Source organism: Bradyrhizobium sp. 1(2017) (assembly GCF_011602485.2).
GTDB lineage: Bacteria > Pseudomonadota > Alphaproteobacteria > Rhizobiales > Xanthobacteraceae > Bradyrhizobium.
Genome location: NZ_CP050022.2, coordinates 66,866 through 92,087 on the forward strand (window position 1 = coordinate 66,866; position 25,222 = coordinate 92,087).

Below are 25,222 nucleotides of genomic sequence, written 5' to 3' on the forward strand. Positions count from 1 at the left end.
TTTCGTGCTGGACGTCCACGCCCTTCAGAGTCCGAGCCAAGACGTGGATGGCCGGGACTAGCCCGGCCATGACGAGAAAATCAACGATGCGACGGCAGCGGCCTCACACATCCAGCCGGCTGAACACCAGCGTGGCGTTGGTGCCGCCGAAGCCGAAAGAGTTCGACAGCACGGTGCCGATCTTGACGTTGTCGATGCGCTTGCGCACGATCGGCATGTCGGCGAACACGGGATCGAGCTCCTGGATGTGCGCGCTCTCGCAGATGAAGCCATTGTTCATCATCAGCAGCGAATAGATCGCTTCCTGCACGCCGGTCGCGCCCAGCGAGTGTCCGGTCAGGGCCTTGGTCGCCGAGATCGGCGGGCACTTCTCGCCGACGCCGAACACTCTTCGGATCGCCTCGATCTCCGGCGGATCGCCGGCGGGCGTCGAGGTCGCGTGCGGATTGATGTAATCGACCCTGGTCTTCACCGTCGACATCGCCATGCGCATGCAGCGCTCGGCGCCCTCACCCGACGGCGCGACCATGTCGTGACCGTCCGAGGTCGCGCCATAGCCGACGATCTCGCCATAGATGCGCGCGCCGCGCGCCTTGGCATGCTCGAGCTCTTCCAGCACCAGCACGCCGGCGCCGCCGGCGATGACGAAGCCGTCGCGATTGACGTCGTAGGGCCGCGAGGCCGTGGCGGGCGTGTCGTTGTATTTCGAGGACATCGCGCCCATGGCGTCGAACAGCACCGAGAGCGACCAGTCCAGCTCCTCGCAGCCGCCGGCGAAGATGATGTCCTGCTTGCCGATCTGGATCGTCTCGTAGGCGTTGCCGACGCAATGGTTCGACGTCGCGCAGGCCGACGAGATCGAATAGTTCACGCCCTTGATCTTGAACCAGGTCGCAAGCGTTGCGGAGGCCGTCGAGGACATCGCTTTCGGCACTGCAAACGGGCCGACGCGCTTCGGTCCCTTGGTGCGGGTGATGTCGGCGGATTCGACGATGGTGCGCGCCGAGGGGCCGCCGGAGCCCATGATGATGCCGGTGCGGATATCGGACACTTCATCAGGCGAGAGGCCGGAATCCTGGATCGCCTGCTCCATCGCAACGTGATTCCACGCGGCGCCCTGGCCGAGGAAACGCATCGCGCGGCGGTCGACCACCGTCGAAGGATCGAGCGTCGGTTCACCCGCGACCTGCGAACGGAAGCCGAGCTCGGCATATTTCTCAGCCCGCGAAATGCCCGACTTCGCCTCGTGAAGGCTCGCAAGCACCTCCTGGGTGTTGTTTCCGATCGATGAGACGATGCCCATCCCGGTGACCACAACCCGCCTCATGACAGCCTCGCCTCAATCGTTGTCTTCTTGGTGATGCGCTCAGCTCAGGCTCGTGCCCTGCTTGAACAGGCCGACCTTCAGATCCTTCGCGCGATAAATAATCTGGTCATCGACCGAAAGCCACCCGTCGGCGATGCCGAGCACCAGCTTTGAACGCATCACGCGTTTGATATCGATGTTGTACACAACCTTGCGGGCCTCGGGCAGCACCTGGCCGCCGAACTTCAGCTCGCTGAGGCCGAGCGCGCGGCCGCGACCTTCGCCCCCGACCCAGCCCAGATAAAACCCGACCATCTGCCATAGGGCATCGAGGCCGAGGCAGCCGGGCATGACGGGATCGTTCTTGAAGTGGCAACCGAAGAACCAGAGGTCGGGCTTCACGTCGAGCTCGGCGCGCACGAGCCCTTTGCCGAACTCTCCGCCTTTGTCGTTAATTTCCGTGATGCGGTCGAACATCAGCATGGGCGGCAGCGGCAGCTGGGCATTGCCCGGACCGAACATCTCGCCACGGGCACATGCCAGCAGATCTTCGTATTCGTAACCGTTGCGCCTGTTCAGCATGCACGAGCCTCCGTTCAAATCCCGATTGAGCGACGTTTTTTGGCGAAAATGGGTCCCGTCTCAATCGGAAAGCAACGCCAACCGCCACCGCCGAGTGCTGCTCCCGCAAGCCCCGAATGGACTGCGGGCAGGCCCTCGATGGCCCGCGGCTGCGCAGAAATCGGCTATGCGGAACCGCGCGCTCTCTAACACAGGCCATTTCGGGTGGCAAAGCGCATCCATGAAGGTAAAATGACGGCTTCCTCGCCCGGTTCCAAGTCTGATTAGAACCTCTCTAGTTGCGAGAAACTTGCATCTGCATCTTTCTGTTCTTATATTGCAAAGAGATATTGTTCACGCGTGCCCGAAATCTGGAAATGAGCGAGAATACAGCGCCCCATCACGACGACGACGTCCACGCCGCGGCCCTCCTGTCCGGCCGCCAGCCGGCGCTGACCGGCTGCCCCTGGCACGACGTCAACGAAATGCTCCAGTCCGCGGGGCTCCGGCCGACGCGCCAGCGCATGGCGCTTGGCTGGCTCCTGTTCGGCAAGGGTGCACGCCACCTCACGGCCGAAATGCTCTACGAGGAAGCCACGCTGGCCAAGGTTCCGGTATCGCTGGCGACCGTCTACAACACGCTGAACCAGCTTACCGATGCCGGCCTGCTCCGCCAGGTCAGCGTCGACGGCACCAAGACCTATTTCGACACCAACGTCACGACCCACCACCACTATTACCTCGAGAACAGCCACGAGCTGGTCGACATCGAGGATCCGCATCTGGCGCTGTCCAAGATGCCCGAGGTGCCCGAGGGTTATGAGATCTCCCGCATCGACATGGTCGTGCGCCTGCGCAAGAAGCGCTGAGATCGTCCTACATCGCTGAATTTGCCGTCATGGCCGGGCGTGTCCCGGCCATTGTCGTTTGCACCGTCATTCCGGGATGGCGCGCCAGCACCAGACCCGGAATCTCGAGATCCCGGGCTCGATGCTGTGCATCGCCCCGGGATGACGCCTGCGGCGTCAATTCACCTTCTCGTCCGAATAGACGCCCCAGAGGCGCTCCTGCTGGATCCAGCCTTCAAAGCCGTTGCCGGTGACGTAGCACCAGCTTGCAGTGCACTTCTTCACCTGCGTGACGACACCGGCCTGGAGCTTGGCCGCAACCGCGCTGTCGGGATCGGCACGGTCATAGATCGGCGCGAGGTCGTCCTTGTGCTTCATGGTGACGACCGCGGTGCGGCGGCCTGACAGCAACGAGTGATAGACCCAACCCTCGGCGCCTTCGGAATCGCGCACCCGGCGCCAATTCTCGAATTCGGCGGTGATTTCGACCGGCAGGCCGGCGCGGGTATAGACCCAGGCCACGTCGTTGTCCTTGGTCGGGCCGGCGCGAACGTTGACGTGATCCGACTTGAGACTGACATAGCGCGGCACCGGCAACCCGCTGGCGCTCTGGGTCGTGTTGTCCTTCGCCGAATGCGAGGGGCTGACCGAGGCGCTCAACCAGGTGCAAACGAGCGCCATCACCGAACAAAAACGCCCCAACGCCATCAACCCGTCTCCTGTCGAAGACCCCGCGCAAGCCGGGTCCTCACCCCAAATCCAAAACCCTGCCGCGTCCCCCTGTCCCGCCCCACGCGGGTGTTCCACCAAGCTGACCCGTGGTTCTTGTCTTGGCCCGGCCTTCTGCTAGAGAGGACGGACGCTTGAACAACCAATTTGCCCCGATTTTCCGGCCGGAAATATCGGGAGAGCTTGAAGGAAACGCCGGGGACGGACACGGCAAGGGCAGTGTCGAACAACCGGGTTAATGAGGCCTCAACGGCCCGCCTTTGGCGACAAAGGCGGCTCGCAACGCCTCATGAGAGCAGGACATGTCGGTGAAGAAAAAGCCCCTCGTCGTGGTGACGCGCAAGCTGCCGGATTCGATCGAGACGCGGATGCGCGAGCTGTTCGACGCGCGGATCAATCTCGACGACACCCCGATGTCGGCCGAGCAGATCGCCGAGGCCGCGCGCACTGCCGACGTGCTGGTTCCGACCGTGACGGACCACATCAGCGCCGCGGTCGTGAACCAGCCCGACTGCAAGCTCCGCCTGATCGCCAATTTCGGCAACGGCGTCGACAATATCGACGTCGAGGCCGCGCATGCCCGCGGCATCACCGTCACCAACACGCCAAAAGTTCTAACCGAAGACACCGCCGACATGACCATGGCGCTGATCCTCGCGGTCCCGCGCCGGATGATCGAAGGCGCCTCGATCCTGACTGAGGGGAAACCCTGGGCGGGCTGGTCGCCGACCTGGATGCTCGGCCACCGCATCGGCGGCAAACGGCTCGGCATCATCGGCATGGGCCGCATCGGCCAGGCGGTGGCGCGCCGCGCCCGCGCCTTCGGCCTGCAGATCCACTATCACAACCGCCGCCCGGTCGCCCCTGTCATCGCCGAAGAGCTGGGCGCGACGTATTGGGAAAGCCTCGACCAGATGCTGGCGCGGATGGACATCATCTCGGTGAACTGTCCGCACACGCCGGCGACCTATCATCTGCTTTCGGCGCGGCGGCTGAGGCTGATCCGCAAGGACGCCTACATCGTCAACACCGCGCGCGGCGGGGTCACCGACGAGGACACGCTGATCAAGCTGATCGAAGGCGGCGAGATCGGCGGCGCCGGGCTCGACGTCTACGAGCATGAGCCCGCGGTCAACCCGAAGCTGGTGCGGCTCGCCAAGGCCGGCAAGGTCACGCTGCTGCCGCATATGGGCTCTGCCACCATCGAAGGCCGCGTCGAGATGGGCGAGAAGGTGATCATCAACATCCGCACCTTCCTCGACGCGCACAAGCCGCCGGATCGCGTGCTGCCGAGCATGCTCTAGGGTCTATCCGTGCCGCGCTTGCGCCAACCTGCGACGAAATCGATGAAGGCGCGCAGCGCCGGCGGCGTCTGCCGACGGCTTGGATAGTACAGGAACGGTCCGGGAAATGGCTCGCACCAATCCTTCATCAGGCTGACCAGCGCGCCGGATTCGAGAGCGTCGCCGACATAGCCATCGAGCGTTGCCCAGATGCCGGCGCCGTCGAGCGCGGCCCGCATGGCAAGACTCATATTGGTGGAGATCAGCTTGGCCGGAGGATCGACCTTCACGACCTGGCCGTTCTTCTCGAACTCGAGATCGTGCATGACGCCGCTCGAGTAGCGGGCGCGGATGCAATCATGGTCGAGCAGATCCTTCGGATGCTCCGGCCTACCGCGGCGCGCGATGTAATCGGGCGATGCGACGACGACATAGCGCTGCGGGCCGCTCAGGGGGATGGCGACCATGTCCTGCGCGAGATGCTCGCCGTAGCGTACGCCGGCATCGTAGCCCCCGCTCACGATGTCGACGAAGCCGCTTTCGGAGACGATGTCGAGATCGACCTGCGGATGCTCGCGAAGGAACGGCCCGACCATCGGCGCAAGAACCAGGTCGACCGCCGGCGGCGGCGCGTTGATGCGCAGGCGGCCCGAGGCGACCTCGCGCAGGCCGCGCACCTGATCCAGGGCGTCGCCGACATCCCGCAGCGCCGGCGCCACCCGCGACAACAGCAATTCGCCCGCCTCGGTGAGGGCGACGCTGCGGGTGGTGCGGTTCATCAGACGGACGCCGAGACGCTCCTCGAGGTCCCGCAGGCGCTGGCTCAGGCTGGACACCGACACGCGAATATCCTGCGCCGCACGCCGGAAATTGCGGGTGCGGGCAACCGCCACGAAAAGATCGAGATCGCGCAGGTCGGGCTCGGCCATTGTTCGAAATAATGAACAAGTCGTTCTGGATTGTCCAGCTTATCGGCGCAATCGAGCAGGCGCATATCAGCCCTCGTCACGCGGCGCCATCCGCCGCCTTTTTGAGGAGAGCCTCCATGGAACAGCGCAAACTCGGTTCAACCGGCCCCACCGTCTCGGCCCTCGGCCTCGGCTGCATGGGCATGTCGGAGGTCTACGGCCATGCCGATCGCGGCGAGGCCATCGGCACGGTGCATGCAGCGCTCGATGCCGGCATGACCTTGCTGGATACCGGCGACTTCTACGCCATGGGCCACAACGAGATGCTGGTCCGCGAGGCCCTGAAGGACGTCGCGCGCAACAAGGTGCAGATCAGCGTCAAGTTCGGCGCACTGCGCGGCCCGGCCGGCGAATTCGCCGGAATGGACACAAGGCCAGCCGCGACAAGGAATTTCCTCGCCTACTCGCTGCAGCGTCTCGGCACCGACTACATCGACATCTACCGCCCGGCGCGGCTCGACCCCAACGTGCCCATCGAGGAGACCATCGGCGGCCTCGCCGATCTCGTGAAGGCCGGCTATGTCAGGCATATCGGCCTGTCCGAGGTCGGCTCCGACACCATCCGCCGCGCGCACGCCGTGCATTCGATCGCCGATCTCCAGATCGAATATTCACTGATCGAGCGTGGCATCGAGCGCGACATCCTCAAGACCTGCCGCGAACTCGGCATCGGGATCACCGCCTATGGCGTGCTCGCGCGCGGGCTGATCAGCGGGCACTGGACCAGGGACAGCGGCAAGGCCGGCAAGGACTACCGCCTGATGACGCCGCGCTTCCAGGGTGCAAATCTCGACGCCAATCTCGCGCTGGCGGACTCCCTGCGTGCGATCGCCACCGAGATCGGCGCAACGCCGGCGCAGGTCGCAATCGCCTGGGTGGCGGCGCAGGGCCACGAGATCGTGCCGCTGGTCGGGGCGAGAACCCGCAACCGTCTCACCGAAGCACTCGGCGCGGCCAAGGTCACGTTGACGCAGGCTCATCTTGCCGCGCTGGCAAAAGCCTTTCCGCCGAACGTTGCAGCCGGCACGCGCTATGCGGCCGAACAGATGGCGCATCTCGACAGCGAGAAGCCGGCCAGCAGGTAACGGGCTTCGATCAGGTGCGATGGGCGCTGAGATCGGTGATCACGGGCCCATCGCCGTTGAGCGGATTGGCCGGATCGCGCGAATAGCGCAGGGTCTCGAAGCGCATCGCGCGCGCATCGATCATCAGCAGGCGGCCGACCAGGCCGTCGCCGAATCCGACGATCTCGCGGATCGCCTCCAGCGCCATCATCGAGCCGAGCACACCGGCGAGCGCACCCATGACGCCGGCCTCCGCGCAGGCCGGCACCGTGCCGGGCGGCGGCGCCTCCGGAAACAGGCAGCGATAGGTCGGATTGAACTCGCCCGCTTCGTTCGCCTCGTGCGCGCGGATGGTCGTGAGCGAGCCGTCGAAGGTGCCGAGCGCTGCCGTGATCAGCGGCCGCTTCGCGAAGAAGCAGGCGTCCGAGACCAGATAGCGCGTCGAGAAATTGTCGGAGCCGTCGAGCACGAGGTCGTAATCGCCGATCATGCCGAGCGCATTGTCGGCGTTGAGCCAGGTGGCATGACCGACGAAGCGGACATGCGGATTGAGCGCCGCGATCCGCTCGGCCGCGCTCTCCACCTTGTGCCGCCCGATATCGGGCGTCGTATGGATCACCTGGCGCTGCAGATTGGACAGCGACACCACGTCGTCATCGACCACGCCGAGCGTGCCGATGCCGGCGGCCGCCAGATACATCAAAGCGGGCGCGCCGAGCCCGCCGGCGCCGATCACCAGCACCGAAGCCCGCTTCAGCGCAGCCTGGCCGGGACCGCCGACATCGCGCAGGACGATATGGCGGGCATAACGTTCGAGTTCGTCCGGGCTCAGCATCGTCCGTTCTTCCAGATCCCTCTCCGCAGGATGAGGGGCATCACCTGAACCACCTCAACATTGTTCGCGACCAACGAGATGTGCTTCCATGGCATGGCGTTCAATGGGCTGGCTGGATTTGTCATGAGATCGATGCTTGCGGCAACACTGATGTTTGCGGCTGCCACAGGCGCGCAGGCTCAGATGACGGCGCCACAAATCCCCGGTACCACCCCGAAAACGGTCCAGACCGTTCCGGTCAAGCCTCCCGCAATGCAGACGCCGTCGGCGACGGCCGATGCCATGGCAAAGGCCGAGCGGCTGTCGCTCCAGTCCGACCTCGCCTGGGTCGGCCAGTACAACGGCGCCATCACCGGCGACGTCAGCGAGCGCATGGTCAACGCCATCAAGGAGTATCAGAAGGCCAAGGGCGGCAAGCCGACCGGCGTGCTCAATCCGCAAGAGCGCGCCGCGCTCGCCGAGGCGGCACGCAAGAAGCAGGAGAGCGTCGGCTGGAAGATCGTGACGGAGCCGACCAGCGGCGCGCGGCTCGGCATTCCCGGCAAGCTGGTGCCGCAGCAGGCGAGCGACGCCAACGGCTCGAAATGGACCTCGCCGAACGGCACGGTGCAGGTGCTCCTCAGCCGCCGCAAGGAGGCGAACCCGAGTTCGGCCAAGCTCGCCGAGTTGGAGAAGGAGCCGTCCGGCCGCAAGGTCGACTACGCCGTGGTCAAGCCCGACTTCTTCGTACTGTCGGGATTGCAGGGCCTCAAGAAATTCTACGTGCGCGGCTCCTTCAAGGGCGACGAAGTCCGCACCATGACGATCCTCTACGACCAGGCGACCGAGAACACGGTCGAGCCGGTGGTGATTGCGATGTCGAGCGCGTTCAACGCGTTCCCGTCGGGGCCGCAGGCAGGGCCGCCGCCGCGCAAGACCGTCGAATACGGCACCGGCATCGTCGTCAGCGACGACGGCGCGATCGTCACCGACCGCCTCCTCACCGATGGCTGTCTCGCGATCACGATCGCCGGCTACGGCAACGCCGACCGTGTCGGCGAGAGCAAGCAGCACGATCTTGCGCTTCTGCACATCTACGGCGCACGCGGCCTGAAGCCGCTCAGCCTTGGCGGCGGTGCAGCGAAGGCGGATGTCGACGTCGTCGGTATCGCCGATCCGCAGAGCCAGGGCGGCGCGGCCGGCGTCTCGAGCCTCAAGGCGGCGCTGACGCCGGTGACGAGCAGTAATTCCGCGCTGTCGCCACCGCCGGCGGTCGGCTTCTCCGGCAGCCCGGCCATCGGCGCCGACGGCAAGTTCGCAGGGATCGCGCTGCTGAAGCCGGCGATGCTCGCTGGGCCCGCGACCTCGGCGCCGACGTCACAGGCGCTGATGGTTTCGGCGGAGACCGTGCGCGACTTCCTCAAGGCGAACGGTGTCACGGCGAATGGCACTTCGGTGGACGCAAAGGCGGCCGTCGTGCGCGTGATCTGCGTGCGGAAATAGCTCAAGCGGCAAATGCGACTTTGGTGCCCGGAAGACTCCGCGCATCGAATTTGGGGCGACATGGGTCCCGGTTCTGCGCGGCAACCCTGCGCGTTGCAGCGCGTCCGGACACGGGAGTTGTAGGAGAATTGGCAGGCGCGGCAAGCGCAGAGCAGCCGCACCTCTAGTGAGTGGCTTCGCCGCAACGAAGCCATGGACACCGTGATAATCTTCCAACCAGCCACAATCATAATGCGTCCGGTCGGGAGGACCCCATGAAAACCTATCAGCTCTACATCAACGGCCAATATGTCGACCCCGCCAATGCCGAGTGGTTCGACTCGGTCGATCCCTATCAGGGTAAGCCCTGGGCAAAAATTCCGCGTGGATCCGCTGCCGACGCCGACAAGGCCGTGAAGGCCGCCAATGAAGCCATGTGGCGCGGCCCGTGGGCGAAGATGACGGCATCAGCTCGCGGCAAGGTGATGCGCAAGCTCGGCGACCTCGTCGCTGCGAATGCCGAGCGTCTCGCCGAGATCGAGGTGCGCGACAATGGCAAGCTGATGGCCGAGATGCTGGGCCAACTCCGCTACCATCCGGAATGGTGGTGGTATTTTGGCGGGCTGGTCGACAAGCTGGAAGGCGGCCTCGTGCCGATCGACAAAGCCGACACCTTTGCCTACACGACGCATGAGCCGGTGGGCGTCGTCGCTGCGCTGACCGCCTGGAACTCGCCGCTGCTCTTTGTCGCATGGAAATGCGCCGCAGCGCTCGCCGCCGGCTGCGCCGTTGTCGTCAAGCCATCGGAATTCACTTCGGCCAGCACGCTTGAATTCGCTGCGCTGACGAAGGAAGCGGGTATTCCCGACGGCATCTTCAATGTCGTTACCGGCTTCGGACCCGAGATCGGCAGCGAGCTTATCTCGCACCCCGGCGTCGCCAAGATCACCTTCACCGGCTCGGACACAACAGGCGCGCGGGTCTACGAGACCGCGGCGCGCAGCCTGAAGCGAGTGTCGCTCGAGCTCGGCGGCAAGTCACCGAACATCGTCTTCGAGGACGCCGATCTCGCCGCGGCTGCCGCCGGTGCCGTCTCCGGCATCTTCGCGGCAACGGGCCAGACCTGCATCGCAGGCTCCCGCCTGCTCGTGCAGCGCTCGATCAAGGACAAGTTCGTGGATCGCCTGCTGGAGCTCGCACGCTCCGCCAAGATCGGCAATCCCATGCAAGCGGATACGAATATCGGTCCCGTCACGACGCCCGCGCAATACAAGAAGATCCTCGACTATATCGACATTGCAAAGGCTGAAGGCGCGCGCTGCCTGCTCGGTGGCAAGCCGGCCTCCGGTGCAGGCATCATCGGCGGCCAGTTCGTCGAGCCGACCATCTTCACCGACGTCGACAACACGATGCGGATCGCGCGTGAGGAGGTGTTCGGGCCGGTTCTTTCGATCATCGCCTTCGACAATGAAGAGGACGCCATCCGTATCGCCAACGACACGATCTATGGCCTTGCCGCCGGCATCTGGACCCGCGACCTCGCGCGCGCCATCCGCGTGCCGAAGCAACTGCGCGCCGGGACGGTATGGGTGAACACCTATCGCGCCATCAGCTACATGATGCCGTTCGGCGGCATGAAGCATTCCGGTGTCGGCCGCGAGAGCGGCATCGACGCGGTGCGTGAGTATCAGGAAACCAAGAGCGTCTGGATCTCGACTGCGACGGACGTGCCGGCCAATCCGTTCGTGATGCGTTAGGGCCTGCAGCCATCCTTCGCGCTGCGCTGCTGTCGGGCACGAGGACTAGCTCAGCCTGAATCTGATCCCGGCCTTGGCGAGCCCCCCGGAGATCCCGACCGGCGTGCCGTCGGCGCGCCAGCAGGCGGCGCCGGTCATGGCACCGTCGTCGTGGAAGGCGATGCCGTTCATGCCGCCGGCAACTGTCGCGACGGGCTGAACCTTGTGGCCAAGCGCCGCTAGCTTCGTGCGCACAGCCTCCGGCACAGTCTGCTCGACCTCGAGCGCATTGCCTTCGGTCCAGACGCGCGGCGCCTCGACCGCCTCCTGCAGGCTCATGCCGTGGTCGATCAGATTGACCAGCGCCTGCATTGCGCTCGGGAAGATGCGCTTGCCTCCGGGCAGGCCGAGCGCATAGCGCAACTTGCCGTCGCGCAGAGCCATCATCGGCGACATTGAAGTGGTGACGCGCTTGCCCGGCGCCAGCGACAGCGCATGGCCGGGACGGGGGTCGAACAGGTTCATGTAATTGTTGGCGATCGCGCCCAAGCCCGGGATCATGATTTTGGCGCCGAACAGATTGTTGATGGTCTGCGTGGTCGCGACCACATTGCCGGAGGCGTCCGCCGCGGTCATGTGCGTGGTGTGCGCACCTTCGAGCTGCGAAACGCCGGCGCCCCATTCCTGCGCGCGCGCCGGATCGATGGCGCGGCGCCGCTCCTCGGCATAGGCCTTCGAGGTCAGCTTCTCCACGGGCACGCCGACATAGTCAGGGTCGCCGCTGGCCGCGGCGCGATCGGCGAAGGCGATCTTAAGGACCTCGGCGAGGTAATGTATTGTCTCTGATGTGCCGAAGCCGAGGCCGCCGATGTCGTAGCCTTCCAGGATGTTCAACATCTGCGCGATGTGCACGCCCGAGGCGGCGGGCGGCGGTGGTCCAAAGATAGTCCAGCCGCGATAGTCGGCGCGGATCGGCTGCCGCTCGACCGTCTTGTAGCCGGTCAGATCGCTACGGCGGATGAAGCCGCCGGTCTTCTCCATGTAGTCGGCGAGGATATCGCCGAGCGGTCCTTCATAGAGAGCCTTCTCGCCATGATCGGCGATATAGCGCAGCGTCTCGGCATATTCTGATTGCACCACGCGCTCGCCGACCTTGAGGGGCTCGCCATGCGGCAGATAGATCGCCGCGATCGGCTGATCTTTTCTCATCTCGGCGGCGCTCTCGCTGATGCATTCGTGCAAATAAGGGGTCGCCGTATAGCCGCGCGCAGCGTACTTGATCGCAGGCTGCATGACGTCGGCAAGGCTCATGGTACCGAACCGGCGCAGCGTCTCGCACCAGGCCTTGAGCGAGCCAGGCACCGCAACCGCCTTCGGACCGTTGAGGTTCTCGTTGCCGACGGTGTCGAACACGTCATGGGGCGAGCCCGGCTTGGACGTGTAGGTGGTGTCGCGCACCGCCGCGGGCACGGTGCTCTGGCCATCGATGAAGCGGTGGCTGCCATCGGCGAGTCGGATATGCGCCATGCCGCCGCCGATGATGCCGACCATCATCGGCTCGACCACGGTCAGCGCGAACAGGGTCGCGATCGCGGCGTCGATCGCGTTGCCGCCGGCGGCCAGCATTTCGGCGCCGGCGCTGGAAGCCAAGGAATGGTTGCTGACCACCATGCCGCGGCTCGATACCGCCGGCATCTTCTGGCATTCAAAGGTAGTTGCCGTCCGGTCGCGCCAGTTTCCGCCCATGCCGCCCGCCCTTCTTGTTCACGGCGGCGAGCACATCATACGCACGACTACGGGTCCAGTATTGGTACGGGTTAGCTGGCATTCCCGATTCTGCCATCATCGTTACCGTTGATTGGGACATCCGCGGTCCCCTTTGGATCGGGCAGGGCACGTCCTGAGCGAGAAGAGCTCAGCATCGCGAAGCGATGCACGTTCGCGTGGCGTTACCCCAAGACCCAGGCACTCCAAAGGACTCATCTTCCAATGCACACGATCGTACTGGCCACCCAAAAGGGCGGCAGCGGCAAGAGCACGCTTGCCATCGGCCTCGCGCTGGTCGCCAGGCAGGCCGGCTTCACCGTTCGCCTGATCGAGACCGACCCGCAGGGCACCCTGTCCAACTGGCAGCGCCGCCGCGTCGCCGATGATCTCGTGGTCGAGCCGATCTATCACGCCGCCGACATCGAGCCTCGGCTGAAGATGCTGGCCGACAGCGGCCTCCAGCTTGCGATCGTGGACACCGCGGCCGGTCTCAGCGCGGCCACCACCGCGGCGATCCGTCATTCCGACCTTTGCCTGATCCCGGCCCGCCCGAGCGTCGCCGACATCGAGGCGACCGTCTCCACGCTCAGCGTCGCGCGCGCCTGGAAGCGGCCTTACAGCTTCGTGCTGAACCAGACGCCGATCCGCGGCCAGCGCATCGACAACGCCGCCAACACCCTCGCCGAGGAAGCCGCACTCGATCTCTCGGACGTGCTCGCGCGCCCGCTGATCGCGATGCGCAACGACCATCAGGACTCGCTCGCGAACGGTCTTGCCGTGAGCGAATTCGCACCGAACGGCAAGTCGGCGGGCGAGATCCGCAGCCTCTGGCGCTGGATCGAGACCCGGCTCGAGCTCGAAGCCACGACGACCCATCTGCTGATCGATCAGGTCATCTCGGCTGCCGACGGCATGCTGCATGCGGGCACGGAGCTTTCGGACGAGACCACGACACTGGCGTCCTGAGCGGGGCGATCGCTCAGGCCGCAGACAGGCTCCTCGCTATCCGGTGAACGAGCCCAAGCGACGAAGCAATCCGGCCGCCAGCCCGGCCGGATTGCTTCGCGTTTTTCGATGATGCCGTCGTGCCCAGGCTTGTCCCGGGCATGACGCCAGGGAGACATCCGTCGCGGTCACGCCTTGCCGCGCAGCCAGGCCTCCCGCCGCACGATCCATTTCTCGGATTTCGTCTGCCCGCCGTGATGGGCGAGTTCGATGAAGCCGACAAACTCCGCACCGGTCTTCTGCTTGACCCGGCGTGAGGCTTCGTTCGTGGCCGCATTGCAGACATGGAAGTGATCGAGGCCGAGCGTGAGGAAGACGAAATCGTTCACAGCCGCGATCGCTTCCGTCATCAGCCCGCGCCGCCAGTACGGCTCGGCGAGCCAGAAACCGCGATTTCCTTTCAGGCCTTCGGCACGGGGGCGCAGATCAATGGTTCCGATCGCTTCGCCATCACCACCCTTCAACACCAGCACCCAGAAAAGGATTTCGTCACCGGCCGAGATCTTGTCGAGCTGCATCCTGACAAAGGTCTCCGCGCCGTCGGCGGGATACGGCCAGGGCACGACGGTGGAGAGATGCCGAATGATATTCCAATTGTCGAAATGCCGCTGGATCGCCGGCGCGTCGGATAGCGCCAGCGGACGCAGAATCAGCCGTTCGGTTTCAAGTCGCGGCGTCTGCATGGGCTTCTATTTCTGACATTTCGGACACCAGAAGGTGGACCGTCCGTTCTGCGTGAATCGCTTCACGGTGCCGCCGCAGCCCGGGGTCGTGCACTTCTCGCCTTCGCGGTCATACACCTTGAACGAATGCTGGAAATAGCCGAGTTCGCCCGAGGTCTGGCGGTGGTCGCGCAGGCTGGAGCCGCCGGCCTTGATGGCATCGTTCAGCACGGTGTGGATGGCACTGACAAGTCGCTTCGCATGATCGGTCGGCTCGCCCCCGCCAACGCCCTTGCGGCCCTTGGTCGCGAGCGTCGCCGCGATCCGGCGCGGCGACAGATGCGAGCGGTGCAGCGCCTCGCAGACATAGATGTTGCCGAGCCCCGCCACCACGCGCTGGTCGAGCAGCGCGGCCTTCAGGCTTGTGGTCTTGCCTTCGCAGGACCGGGCCAGCATCGCGGCATCGAACTCGTTGCCGAGCGGCTCCGGGCCGAGCCCGCGCAGCAGCGGTTCGTCATCGAGCGCGTTCCGCGCGATCACCTTCATGTAACCGAAGCGGCGCGGATCGTTGAAGACGATGTCGGCGCCGGAGGACATCCGAAACAGCACATGGTCGTGCGCGGAATCCTTGCCCTTCGGATAATGAAACTCGCCGGGCTGCGCGTCGTTGTCCGGCTTGATGACGCGGAACGAGCCCGACATGCCCAGATGCATCAGCAGCACGTCGCCGGAGGCGAGATCGGCCATGAGATATTTTGCGCGGCGGCCGAGCCCGGTGACGACCTGCCCCTTGAGCCGCGCCACGAAGTCCGGCTGGAACGGAAAGCGCAAATCTGGCCGGCGGGCCTCCGCAACGAGGATTTTCGCACCCTCCATGACGGGCTGAAGGCCGCGGCGGACAGTCTCGACTTCGGGCAATTCGGGCATGGTCAGGCATTCACCTTATGAAGGCGGTGTGATAGCGCCATTGCGGCGGGCGCGCTATGGTCCGCCTCGTGGAGTAGAGTAATGGATCGGCCGGGCGAAACCACGCATTTTGGCTTCAGGGACGTTCCCCTGGGCGACAAGCAGACGCTGGTGAACGATGTGTTTCACAGCGTGGCCTCGCGCTATGATTTGATGAACGATTTGATGTCCGGAGGCCTGCACCGGGTCTGGAAGGACATCATGATCAACGCGCTCGACCCGCCGAGGAGCGACCGGCCCTTCGCGCTGCTCGACGTGGCCGGCGGCACCGGCGACATCTCGTTCCGCGCCGCCAAGGCGGCCGGCCCCGGCTTCCATGCCACCGTCTGCGACATCAATTCCGACATGCTCGCCGTCGGCCGCGAGCGCGCGATCAAGCGTCATCTCGACACCCAGGTCGATTTCGTCGAAGGCAATGCCGAGGCGCTGGCCTTCGCCGACCGCAGCTTCGACGCCTATACGATCGCTTTCGGCATCCGCAACGTGCCGCAGATCGACCTTGCGCTACGCGAGGCCTATCGCGTGCTGAGGCCCGGCAGCCGCTTCCTCTGCCTGGAATTCTCCACCGTCGAGATGCCCGGGCTCGATCGCCTCTATGACCTGTTCTCGTTCAAGGTGATCCCGCCGCTCGGCCGCCTGGTCACAGGCGACGCCGAATCGTACCAATATCTGGTCGAATCGATCCGCAAGTTTCCGAAGCCGGCCGCCTTCGCCGACATGATCCGCGACGCCGGCTTTTCCCGCGTCAGCTGGCAGGCCCTCTCCGGCGGCATCGTCGCACTGCATTCAGGCTGGCGTTTGTGATTTCTGGCATCACCCACATGACGCGCCTGATCCGCGCCGCGTTCGTCTTTGCGCGCGAGGGCGTGTTCGGCTCGGTCGATCCGAGCCTGGTGCCGCCGCCCGGGCAGCTCGCGCTGAAGCTGGCGCGCATCATTGAGCGCCGCGGGGTCAAGCATGGACCGCGGATATCGCGTGCGCTGACGCGGATGGGCCCGGCCTATCTCAAGCTCGGGCAATTCCTGGCAACGCGCCCCGACGTCGTCGGCGTCATCATGGCCCGCGACCTGGAAAGCCTGCAGGACCGCCTGCCGCCGTTCTCGCAAGCCGAGGCGGAAGCTGCCATCACGACGTCGCTGGAACGGCCGCTGACGGATGTGTTTGCGAGCTTTGGGCCGCCGGTCGCGGCCGCCTCGATCGCGCAGGTGCATCGCGGCGAGGTGCTGCGCGACGGCATCCGCAAATCGGTCGCGATCAAGGTGCTCAGGCCCAACGTCGCCACGCGCTTCCGCCGCGACCTCTCCGATTTCTTCTTCGTCGCGCACAAGGCCGAGGCCTATTCGTCCGAGGCGCGGCGCCTGCGCCTGATCGAGGTCATCAACACCATGTCGCGCTCGGTCGCGATGGAGATGGACCTGCGGCTGGAGGCTGCGGCGCTGTCGGAGATGGCGGAGAACACGCAAGGCGATCCTGATTTCCGCGTACCTGCTGTCGACTGGGACCGCACCACGCACAACGTCTTGACGATGGAGTGGATCGACGGCATCGCGCTCAACGACCACAAGCGTCTCGAAGAGGCCCAGGTCGATCTGCCCGATCTCGGCCGCAAGGTGATCCAGAGCTTCCTGCGGCACGCGCTGCGCGACGGCTTCTTCCACGCCGACATGCATCCAGGCAATCTGTTCCTGGACGATGCCGGCCGCCTGGTCGCGGTCGATTTCGGCATCATGGGCCGGCTCGGCATGAAGGAGCGGCGCTTCCTCGCGGAAATCCTGCTCGGCTTCATCACCCGCGACTATCGCCGCGTCGCCGAGGTGCATTTCGAGGCAGGCTATGTGCCCGCGCACCATTCGGTCGAGAATTTCGCGCAAGCGATCCGCGCCATCGGCGAGCCGATCCACAACCGCACCGCCGAGGAGATCTCGATGGCGCGGCTGCTGACGCTGCTGCTCGAGGTCACCGGCCTGTTCGACATGACGACGCGGCCGGAGCTGATCCTGCTGCAGAAGACCATGGTGGTGGTCGAGGGCGTGGCGCGCGGCTTCGATCCCAAGCTCGACATCTGGAAGATCGCCGACCCCGTGGTGCGCGAATGGATCGAGCGCAACCTCGGCCCGATCGGCCGGGTGCAGGGCGCGCTCGCTGGGACCGGGGACATCGCGCGGGTGCTGATGCGCCTGCCGGAGATCGCCGAGCGATCGGTGAAGGTGCTCGAGCAGCTCGAGACCATGACGCGGGAGGGCCTCAGGCTGTCGCCCGAGAGCATCGCGGCCATGGGACGCAGCGAGGGCCGCAAGAACCGCTGGCGCACCGTGGCGCTCTGGATCATCGCCGCGACCTTCATCGGAATCCTGATCGCCGTCCGGAATCTATGATTGCAGTGCAATCACGCGAGTGATAGCATCGCTATCATTCCGTGCTGGAGGGGCGTCATGGCAAGCCTGACCATCCGCAAGCTCGACGACGCCGTCAAAACCTATTTGCGGCTGCGCTCGGCCAAGAATCACAGGTCGGTCGAGGAAGAGGTCCGGGTCATCCTGAGGGAGCTGATCGAGGGCCGCGAGGAGCCGCTGACGCCGTTTGCGGTGCCACCGGCAGCCTCCGCCGTCCCCTTGCCGCAGCGCACCGGCGCCCTCCCGGAGGCCAGCGTCACCCTGATCATCGGCGGCGGGATCGCCGCCTATAAATCGCTCGACCTGATCCGCCGGCTCAAGGAGCGCCGCATCGAGGTCCGCTGCGTGCTGACCAAGGCGGCGCAGCAATTCGTCACGCCGCTGGCCGTGAGCGCGCTGTCGCATGAGCGCGTCTACACCGACCTGTTCGACCCCCAGAGCGAGTTCGATGCCGGCCATATTCGCCTCGCGCGCGACTGCGACCTGATCGTGGTGGCGCCGGCGACGGCCGATCTGATGGCCAAGATGGCGAACGGCCTTGCCGACGATCTCGCCAGCGCCATCCTGCTCGCCTCCAACCGCAAGGTGCTGTTGGCGCCGGCGATGAACCCCCTGATGTGGACCAACGCGGCGACGCGCCGCAACATCAGTGTGCTCCAGCGCGACGGCGCGGTGCTGATCGGACCGAACACCGGCGAGATGGCCGAAGCCGGCGAAGCCGGGACCGGCCGCATGTCCGAAGCCATCGAGATCGCCAATGCCGCCGAGCGGCTGCTACGGCCGCCGGTACCCAAGCCGCTCGCCGGCAAGCGCGTGCTGATCACCGCCGGCCCAACCCACGAGCCGATCGATCCGGTGCGCTACATCGCCAATCGCTCCTCCGGCAAGCAGGGTTTCGCCATCGCCGCCGCCGCGCAAGCGGCGGGCGCCGAGGTGATCCTGGTCAGCGGCCCCGTCGATCTCGACGATCCCCAGGGCGTGACGGTGAAGCATGTCGAATCGGCGCGGCAGATGCTGGAGCAGGTGCACGCCGCGCTTCCGGCCGACATCGCGATCTTCGCCGCCGCCGTCGCCGACTGGCGCGTTGCCAATGAGGGCGAGCAGAAGCTGAAGAAGACCTCGGCCGGCATGCCGCCGCTTCAACTGGTTGAAAACCCCGACATTCTCGCCACGATCTCCAAGCTGACCGACAAGCGTCCGCCGCTGGTGATCGGCTTTGCCGCCGAGACCGAGCACCTGATCGACAACGCCAAGTCAAAGCTCGCGCGCAAGGGCTGCGACTGGATCGTCGCCAACGACGTCTCGCCCGCCACCGGCGTGATGGGCGGCGACCGCAACACGGTCCACCTCATCAGCCGCAAGAATGGCGAGAAGGATGGCGAGATCGCAGTTGATTCCTGGCCGGTGATGACCAAGGAACAGGTCGCCATCGAACTGGTCGCGCATGTCGCCAAGGGCGTGACCGACAAATCCCGGGAGCCGGTATCTTGAGCACCAAAGTCACGGTGGAACTGCAACGCTTCGCGCATGCCGACGGCCTGCCGCTCCCGGCCTATCAGACCGCCGAGGCCGCCGGCCTCGACCTGATGGCTGCGGTGCCACAAGACGAGCCGCTGACGCTCGCGCCCGGCCAACACGCACTGGTGCCGACCGGCCTCGCGATCGCCTTGCCACCCGGGCACGAGGCCCAGGTTCGGCCGCGCTCGGGGCTTGCGGCCAAGCACGGCGTCACCGTGCTAAACTCGCCCGGCACGATCGATGCGGACTACCGCGGCGAGATCAAGGTGATCCTGATCAATCACGGCCAGGCACCCTTCGTGATCAAGCGCGGCGAGCGCATCGCCCAGATGGTGATCGCCCCCGTGGTGCAGGCCGCGCTGGTTCCCGTCGCCACCCTGTCGACAACCGATCGCGGCGCCGGCGGCTTCGGCTCGACCGGCCGCTAGCTGAGCTTGCGCGTTGGCTTCGCCTCTCCCGCTTGCGGGGGAGGGAGGGCAAGCGATACGCGTCACACGTTAAATCACGGCAATTCCAGCCGAATCACCCGCAGAATTACGCGAGCCGGGAACTGCGCCCGGCATTTTTAGGGGGCCGCCTTTGCGTTCACGATCTGGACTCTTACCGCCGGAGTCGCGGTGAGGGTATTGTCGTTTGATTCGCGCGCGACGGGGGTCGCCGTGCGCAAATCTGTGCGATCTTGGGGCAACTATGTCAGGCGTGATCGTGTCGATGCGTCGGACGCTGCTGTCGTGCACATCGTTGGCGCGCAACGGCTTGTTGGGAGGCGCTTTCGCGGCGCTGCTGCCGGCTGCGCCGGCTGAAGCCGCCGACCTCGTCGACACTCTCTCCATCATGCTGGATTTCAACCGGCAGGAACTCGCGGTGGTCGCCACCGCGCTGGCGCTGCTCGGCTTCTCGGTGATGGCCGCGATCCTTTTGATGCGCACGCGGGTGCGCACGGCGAAGAGCGAGGCGCGGCTGCGCGCGCGAATCGGGGAACTGCAGCTCCAAGCCGATCGCTTCGGGGCGCTGCTGTTCGCCGAGCCGCAGATCCTGATCTCCTGGCCGGCCGGCGACAACCGCGCCCAGATTTCCGGCGACATCTCGATGGTGCTGCCGCGCGATTCCTCGCCGCAGCGGGTGCTTGCATTCGGAGCCTGGCTGCCGCCGGAACCGGCGCTTCAGATGGATCATGCGGTCGACGCGCTGCGCGAGCGCGGCGACGGGTTCCAGCTCACGCTGACAACCGCGCATGGCCATACGCTCGAAGCCATCGGCCGCGCCATCGGCGGCCAGGCCATTGTCAGGATTCGCGAGCTCTCGGGCCTCCGGCGCGATCTGGCCGAGACCAATCTGCGCTACAAGGCGCTCGCCGACGAGACCGAGATGCTACGCGGCTTCGCCGCCGCCGCACCCTGGCCGATCTGGGCCAAGGGCGAGAACGGTGCGCTGACCTACGCCAATCCGGCCTATGTCCGCGCGACCGAGGCGGCCAGTATCACCGACGCCCAGCAGCGCAAGCTCGAGCTGCTCGACAGCGCCGATCGCACTGCGATGGAGCGGGGCCTGAAGGACGCTGCCCATTTCAATTCGCGCCTGCCGATCGTGATCGGCGGCGAGCGGCGCATCTACGACGTACGCGCGGTCAATGTCGGCAGCGGCAGCGTCGGCGTCGCCATCGATGCCAGTGAAGCGGCGGCGCTCAGCTCGGCCCTTATCCGCATGGCGGAGGCGCATCGCCGCACGCTGGACCAGCTCTCCTCCGGTGTTGCCGTGTTCGACGGCCAGCGCCGCCTCGCCTTCTACAACGATTCCTATCGCCGGCTGTGGGACCTCGACCGCAGCTTCCTCGACGCCAACCCCGATGATTCCAGCGTGCTCGACCAGCTTCGCGCCGCGCGCAAGCTGCCGGAGCAGCCGGATTTCCGCGCCTGGAAGGCCAAGCTGCACGAGGCCTATCGCGCGGTCGAGGCCGCCAAGGACACCTGGTACCTGCCCGACGGCCGCGCGCTCTCGGTCGTCACCACGCCGAACCCCGAAGGCGGCGTCACCTATCTGTTCGACGACGTCACCGAAAGCCTCGAGCTGGCCCGCCGCTTCGACGGCATGATCCGGGTGCAGCGCGAGACGCTGGACAGTCTCGCCGAGGGCGTCGCGGTGTTCGGCAGCAATGGCAAGGCGCAACTGTTCAACCCGGCCTTCGTGCGGATGTGGAAGCTGTCCGCCGACGCCATGCGCGACGAGCCGCACATCCAGACCGTCGAAGGCTGGTGCCACCAGCTGTTCGACGATCCCGTGGTGTGGCGTCAGATCCGCGAGGCCGTCACCTCGATCGAGAGCCGTGCCGACGTGCCGCTCAAGATCGAGCGCAAGGACGGCAGCGTGCTCGACGGCATGATCCGCCCGCTGCACGACGGCGCGACCATGCTGACGTTCCAGGACATCACCGACACCGAGAATGTCGAGCGCGCGCTGCGCGAGCGCAACGAGGCGCTGGAGACCGCCGACCAGATGAAGGTGGATTTCGTCCACCACGTCTCCTACGAGCTGCGCTCGCCGCTCACCACCATCATCGGCTTCGCGCATTTCCTCAGCGATCCCTCGACCGGGCCGCTGACGCCGAAGCAGGCCGAATATCTCGACTACGTCACCAAATCGACCAACGCGCTGCTGGCGCTCACCAACAACATCCTCGATCTCGCCACCATCGACGCCGGCGCGATGAAGCTGGAACTCGGCCCGGTCGACGTCAGCAAGACCATCGAGCTCGCCGCCGAGGGCATCCAGGACCGCCTCGCCACCGACCGTATCCGCCTCAAGGTCGAGATCGCGCCCGATGTCGGCAGCTTCGTCGGCGACGAGAAGCGCGTGGTGCAGGTGCTCTATAACCTCCTCGCCAACGCCGTCGGGTTTTCTCCACAGGAATCCACCGTCGGCATCAGCGCGCGGCGCACCGAACGCAGCGTGGTCTTCACCGTGACAGATTCGGGACCTGGAATACCTGCCGACATGAAGGACAAGGTGTTCAACTGGTTCGAAAGCCGCTCGCAGGGCTCGCGTCACCGCGGCGCCGGGCTCGGCCTGTCGCTGGTGCGCTCCTTCGTCGAGCTGCATGGCGGCAAGGTGCGGGTGGATTCGATCGTCGGCCGGGGCACGGTCGTGATCTGCGATTTCCCGACCGACCGGGCGGCGCATCGCGACGCCGCCGAATGACAGAGCCCGTCACATTCTCCGTCGCGCTTCACAACGAGACGGCCACCGCGCAATTGATGGCCGACCTCGCACTGCTGGTCGGCCCCGGCGACGTCATCACCCTCACCGGCGATCTCGGTGCCGGCAAGACCGCGGCCGCGCGCAGCCTGATCCGCTATCTCGCCGGCGACGATGCGCTGGAGGTGCCGAGCCCGACCTTCACGCTGGTGCAGGGCTACGAGCTGCCGCCCTTCCCCGTGCTGCATGCCGATCTCTACCGCGTCGAGGACGAACGCGAGCTCGAGGAGATCGGGCTGTCGCCGCTGCCGGACGCCACCCTCATCCTGATCGAGTGGCCGGAGCGCGCGCCGTCAGCGATGCCGCAAGACCGCATCGACATCGCGCTGACGCACCGGCCGGCGCTGGGCTCGAATGCACGGGCCGCCGACATCACCGGTCATGGCAAAGCCGCAACCCAGGTCGCGCGCCTGAAGGCGCTGCGCGCATTCCTCGATGCCGCCGGTTTCATGGATGCGACGCGCAAGCGCATGCCGGGCGACGCCTCGACCCGCTCCTATGCGCGGCTGCTGTGCGACGACGCGATCGTCATCCTCATGAACTTTCCGCAGCGGCCGGATGGTGCCGCGCTGTACAACGGCAAGTCCTACAGCGCCGCGGTGCATCTCGCCGAGAACGTCAAACCCTTCGTCGCCATCGACGAAGGCCTCCGCGCCCAAGGCATCTCGGCTCCCGCGATCCACCATTCCGATCTCGACCATGGCTTCCTGATCACCGAGGATTTCGGCAGCGAAGGCGTGATCGAAGGTGACCCGCCGCGCCCGATTCCCGAGCGCTACGAGGCTGCGACCGACGTGCTGGCCACACTGCACGCCAGGACGCTGACGGAAACCCTGCCGCTGGCCGGCCAGAGCTACGACATCCCGGTCTTCGACACCGAGGCGCTGCTGATCGAGATCGGCCTGATGGCGGAATGGTATCTGCCCGATCGCAACGCGCCCCTGAGCGAAGCGGCGCGCGCGGAGTTTTTCGCGATGTGGCGCGAGCTGCTGAGAAAGCCGCTGGCGGCACCCAAGACGTGGGTCATCCGCGACTTCCACTCGCCCAACCTGATCTGGCTCGGGGATCGCGACGGCATCGAACGCGTCGGCGTGATCGATTTCCAGGACACGGTGCTCGGCCCGCAATCCTACGACGTCGTCTCGCTGCTCCAGGACGCCCGCATCGACGTGCCTGAGACGATCGAGTTGACCCTGCTGTCGCGCTACATCAAGGCGCGCCGCGCGAATGATTCCGGCTTCGACGCCGCCGGCTTCGCCGAGCTCTATGCCATCATGTCGGCGCAACGGAACACGCGCCTGCTCGGCACCTTTGCGCGGCTCAACCGCCGCGACGGCAAGCCGCATTACCTGCGCCACCAGCCGCGGATCTGGACCTATCTGCAGCGCTCGCTGGCGCATCCGGCGCTTGGCGCGCTACGCGACTGGTATCTCGCCAACGTCCCGCCGCCACACCCCTGATCCTGATCCGATTTACCGGCCGTTAGCCAAGATGTCGCTATTCTGGCGGCGAGGAGCCGGATCATTACGGGGGCTGGAGCAAGGGCAGATGACGGCGAAAGCGGATCAGCGCGGAAATAGCCGGGTGATTTTCGAGCGCGGGGTTCCGGCCCAGATGATGGGCATCGACGGCACGTGGCGGCGCGACTGCACCATGGAGGACGTCTCCGAGACCGGCGCCAAGCTGACCATCGACGGCTCGGTGGAAGGGCTCCATCTGAAGGAATTTTTTCTCCTGCTCTCGTCCACCGGACTTGCGTACCGGCGTTGCGAGCTGGCCTGGGTCAATGGCGACCAGATCGGCGTCAATTTCCTCAAGGTTGGCGACAAGAAGAAAAAGGCGCGCTCCACAGCCATTGGGGCGTGAGGGCAACACCCGTCGTACAACGGTCACGGCGGGCGATTAAGGCGGTTGGAGTGCGGTGCGGCAGGCCGATGCTCATGCTAGGATTGCCGCGAAAGCGAAATCAAGGGATCTGAGAAAGCGAAGGATGTCCGTCAAACCGACCAAAGCCATGGTGCTTGCCGCAGGGTTCGGCCTGCGCATGCGTCCGCTGACGGACAAGATGCCGAAGCCGATGGTGCCGGTGGCGGGTCAACCGCTGCTCGACCACGTGCTCGACAAGCTCGGCCAGGCCGGCGTGACCGAGGCCGTGGTCAACGTGCATTACCTGCCGGACCAGATCATCGACCACACCGCGTCGCGCCAGCATCCGCGCGTGACCATCTCCGACGAACGCGACCAGGTGCTCGGCACCGGCGGCGGCGTGGTCAAGGCGCTGCCGCTGCTCGGCGATGCGCCGTTCTTCCACGTCAATTCCGACACGCTGTGGATCGACGGCGTGCGCTCGAACCTGACCCGGCTCGCTGAAAATTTCGATCCCGCGCGGATGGACATCCTGCTGCTGATGGCGCCGACCGCAACCAGCATCGGCTATGGCGGCCGTGGCGATTACGGCATGCTGCCCGACGGCGCCTTGCGCAAGCGCAAGGAAAAAGAGGTCGTTCCGTTCGTCTATGCCGGCGCGGCGATCATGTCGCCGTCGATCTTTGCCGATGCGCCCAAGGGCGAGTTCTCGCTGACCAGGATGTTCGACCGCGCCAATGAGCAGGAGCGGCTGTTTGGCCTGCGCCTCGACGGCGTCTGGATGCATGTCGGCACGCCCGACGCGGTGCACGCCGCGGAAGAGGCGTTTCTGGAGAGCGTGGCGTAGGGCCTGCTCTCGTGTCCCAGGCGCGGTGCGGCACAAAGTGCCGCTCCGCAGAACCGGGACCCAGAAAGCAACACGGCAAGGCGCGGCGAGAGGGGCCCCGGCTCTGCAGCGCACCGCTGAAGGAGCGCTGCGCTGCGTCCGGGGCACGATAGCGG

22 protein-coding genes are annotated in these 25,222 nt (G+C 65.7%); 14 read left to right on the plus strand and 8 right to left on the minus strand.

Annotated features, from left to right (window positions below; genetic code table 11):
* Positions 1 to 103: 103 nt before the first annotated feature.
* Positions 104 to 1,327 carry a beta-ketoacyl-ACP synthase I gene (gene fabB, locus HAP40_RS00290; protein ID WP_166811836.1) on the minus strand — a complete coding sequence of 408 codons (1,224 nt, stop codon included), beginning with the start codon at positions 1,325 to 1,327 and terminating at the stop codon, positions 104 to 106.
* 39 nt (positions 1,328 to 1,366) lie between these two features.
* Complete coding sequence (gene fabA, locus HAP40_RS00295; protein WP_166811834.1) at positions 1,367 to 1,888, minus strand: 3-hydroxyacyl-[acyl-carrier-protein] dehydratase FabA; 522 nt, start codon at positions 1,886 to 1,888, stop codon at positions 1,367 to 1,369.
* Between the two features lie 356 nt (positions 1,889 to 2,244).
* On the opposite strand from fabA, the gene irrA reads away from it, so the two are divergent.
* Entirely contained in the window at positions 2,245 to 2,736 is a 492-nt protein-coding gene (gene irrA, locus HAP40_RS00300) for an iron response transcriptional regulator IrrA (protein WP_027546833.1), read from the plus strand.
* A gap of 156 nt (positions 2,737 to 2,892) precedes the next feature.
* Here the strand turns inward: irrA and HAP40_RS00305 are convergent, their stop codons facing one another.
* The gene (locus HAP40_RS00305) at positions 2,893 to 3,423 is read right to left on the minus strand and encodes an SH3 domain-containing protein (RefSeq protein WP_166811832.1); all 531 of its coding nucleotides are present in this window, start codon (positions 3,421 to 3,423) and stop codon (positions 2,893 to 2,895) included.
* A gap of 323 nt (positions 3,424 to 3,746) precedes the next feature.
* On the opposite strand from HAP40_RS00305, the gene HAP40_RS00310 reads away from it, so the two are divergent.
* Positions 3,747 to 4,748 (plus strand): 2-hydroxyacid dehydrogenase, encoded by a 1,002-nt coding sequence (locus HAP40_RS00310; protein WP_166811830.1) that lies wholly within the window; start codon positions 3,747 to 3,749, stop codon positions 4,746 to 4,748.
* Here HAP40_RS00310 and HAP40_RS00315 read toward each other — a convergent pair.
* The gene (locus HAP40_RS00315) at positions 4,745 to 5,656 is read right to left on the minus strand and encodes a LysR family transcriptional regulator (protein ID WP_166811828.1); all 912 of its coding nucleotides are present in this window, start codon (positions 5,654 to 5,656) and stop codon (positions 4,745 to 4,747) included. The genes HAP40_RS00310 and HAP40_RS00315 overlap by 4 nt on opposite strands.
* 116 nt (positions 5,657 to 5,772) lie before the next feature.
* Here HAP40_RS00315 and HAP40_RS00320 point away from each other — a divergent pair, with 116 nt between their 5' ends.
* On the plus strand, positions 5,773 to 6,780 hold the full coding sequence (locus HAP40_RS00320; protein WP_166811827.1) for an aldo/keto reductase: 1,008 nt from the start codon (positions 5,773 to 5,775) through the stop codon (positions 6,778 to 6,780).
* A gap of 10 nt (positions 6,781 to 6,790) precedes the next feature.
* Here HAP40_RS00320 and HAP40_RS00325 read toward each other — a convergent pair whose 3' ends face one another.
* On the minus strand, positions 6,791 to 7,594 hold the full coding sequence (locus HAP40_RS00325; RefSeq protein ID WP_166811825.1) for a HesA/MoeB/ThiF family protein: 804 nt from the start codon (positions 7,592 to 7,594) through the stop codon (positions 6,791 to 6,793).
* Positions 7,595 to 7,717: 123 nt separating this feature from the next.
* Here HAP40_RS00325 and HAP40_RS00330 point away from each other — a divergent pair, with 123 nt between their 5' ends.
* Both HAP40_RS00330 and HAP40_RS00335 read left to right on the plus strand, forming a co-directional pair.
* Complete coding sequence (locus HAP40_RS00330; RefSeq protein ID WP_166811823.1) at positions 7,718 to 9,076, plus strand: peptidoglycan-binding protein; 1,359 nt, start codon at positions 7,718 to 7,720, stop codon at positions 9,074 to 9,076.
* A 254-nt stretch (positions 9,077 to 9,330) separates the two neighbouring features.
* Positions 9,331 to 10,812 carry an aldehyde dehydrogenase gene (locus HAP40_RS00335; RefSeq protein ID WP_166811821.1) on the plus strand — a complete coding sequence of 494 codons (1,482 nt, stop codon included), beginning with the start codon at positions 9,331 to 9,333 and terminating at the stop codon, positions 10,810 to 10,812.
* Positions 10,813 to 10,857: 45 nt separating this feature from the next.
* Here HAP40_RS00335 and ggt read toward each other — a convergent pair whose 3' ends face one another.
* Complete coding sequence (ggt, locus tag HAP40_RS00340; RefSeq protein ID WP_166811819.1) at positions 10,858 to 12,537, minus strand: gamma-glutamyltransferase; 1,680 nt, start codon at positions 12,535 to 12,537, stop codon at positions 10,858 to 10,860.
* A gap of 243 nt (positions 12,538 to 12,780) precedes the next feature.
* Between ggt and HAP40_RS00345 the strand changes: the two genes are divergently transcribed.
* Entirely contained in the window at positions 12,781 to 13,524 is a 744-nt protein-coding gene (locus HAP40_RS00345; RefSeq protein ID WP_166811817.1) for a ParA family protein, read from the plus strand.
* Between the two features lie 167 nt (positions 13,525 to 13,691).
* Here the strand turns inward: HAP40_RS00345 and HAP40_RS00350 are convergent, their stop codons facing one another.
* Both HAP40_RS00350 and mutM read right to left on the minus strand, forming a co-directional pair.
* Complete coding sequence (locus tag HAP40_RS00350; RefSeq protein ID WP_166811815.1) at positions 13,692 to 14,246, minus strand: GNAT family N-acetyltransferase; 555 nt, start codon at positions 14,244 to 14,246, stop codon at positions 13,692 to 13,694.
* 6 nt (positions 14,247 to 14,252) lie between these two features.
* Complete coding sequence (gene mutM, locus HAP40_RS00355) at positions 14,253 to 15,152, minus strand: bifunctional DNA-formamidopyrimidine glycosylase/DNA-(apurinic or apyrimidinic site) lyase (RefSeq protein WP_166811813.1); 900 nt, start codon at positions 15,150 to 15,152, stop codon at positions 14,253 to 14,255.
* Between the two features lie 81 nt (positions 15,153 to 15,233).
* On the opposite strand from mutM, the gene ubiE reads away from it, so the two are divergent.
* The 8 genes from ubiE (at position 15,234) to HAP40_RS00395 (ending at position 25,067) form a co-directional block, all read left to right on the plus strand.
* On the plus strand, positions 15,234 to 15,995 hold the full coding sequence (ubiE, locus tag HAP40_RS00360; protein WP_166811811.1) for a bifunctional demethylmenaquinone methyltransferase/2-methoxy-6-polyprenyl-1,4-benzoquinol methylase UbiE: 762 nt from the start codon (positions 15,234 to 15,236) through the stop codon (positions 15,993 to 15,995).
* A complete protein-coding gene (ubiB, locus tag HAP40_RS00365) occupies positions 15,992 to 17,566 on the plus strand; it encodes a 2-polyprenylphenol 6-hydroxylase (RefSeq protein ID WP_166811809.1) in 1,575 nt (524 codons plus the stop codon). The genes ubiE and ubiB overlap by 4 nt, the downstream gene beginning before the upstream one ends.
* Before the next feature lie 57 nt (positions 17,567 to 17,623).
* Positions 17,624 to 19,075, plus strand: coding sequence for a bifunctional phosphopantothenoylcysteine decarboxylase/phosphopantothenate--cysteine ligase CoaBC (gene coaBC, locus HAP40_RS00370; RefSeq protein ID WP_166811807.1), 1,452 nt, complete (start codon positions 17,624 to 17,626; stop codon positions 19,073 to 19,075).
* Positions 19,072 to 19,530 carry a dUTP diphosphatase gene (dut, locus tag HAP40_RS00375; RefSeq protein WP_166811805.1) on the plus strand — a complete coding sequence of 153 codons (459 nt, stop codon included), beginning with the start codon at positions 19,072 to 19,074 and terminating at the stop codon, positions 19,528 to 19,530. The genes coaBC and dut overlap by 4 nt, the downstream gene beginning before the upstream one ends.
* Before the next feature lie 262 nt (positions 19,531 to 19,792).
* A complete protein-coding gene (locus tag HAP40_RS00380) occupies positions 19,793 to 22,297 on the plus strand; it encodes a sensor histidine kinase (RefSeq protein WP_166811803.1) in 2,505 nt (834 codons plus the stop codon).
* Entirely contained in the window at positions 22,294 to 23,814 is a 1,521-nt protein-coding gene (gene tsaE, locus HAP40_RS00385; protein WP_166811801.1) for a tRNA (adenosine(37)-N6)-threonylcarbamoyltransferase complex ATPase subunit type 1 TsaE, read from the plus strand. The genes HAP40_RS00380 and tsaE overlap by 4 nt, the downstream gene beginning before the upstream one ends.
* 88 nt (positions 23,815 to 23,902) lie before the next feature.
* A complete protein-coding gene (locus HAP40_RS00390) occupies positions 23,903 to 24,220 on the plus strand; it encodes a PilZ domain-containing protein (RefSeq protein WP_166811799.1) in 318 nt (105 codons plus the stop codon).
* Positions 24,221 to 24,344: 124 nt separating this feature from the next.
* Positions 24,345 to 25,067 (plus strand): nucleotidyltransferase family protein, encoded by a 723-nt coding sequence (locus HAP40_RS00395; protein WP_166811797.1) that lies wholly within the window; start codon positions 24,345 to 24,347, stop codon positions 25,065 to 25,067.
* The last annotated feature ends 155 nt before the right edge of the window (positions 25,068 to 25,222 follow it).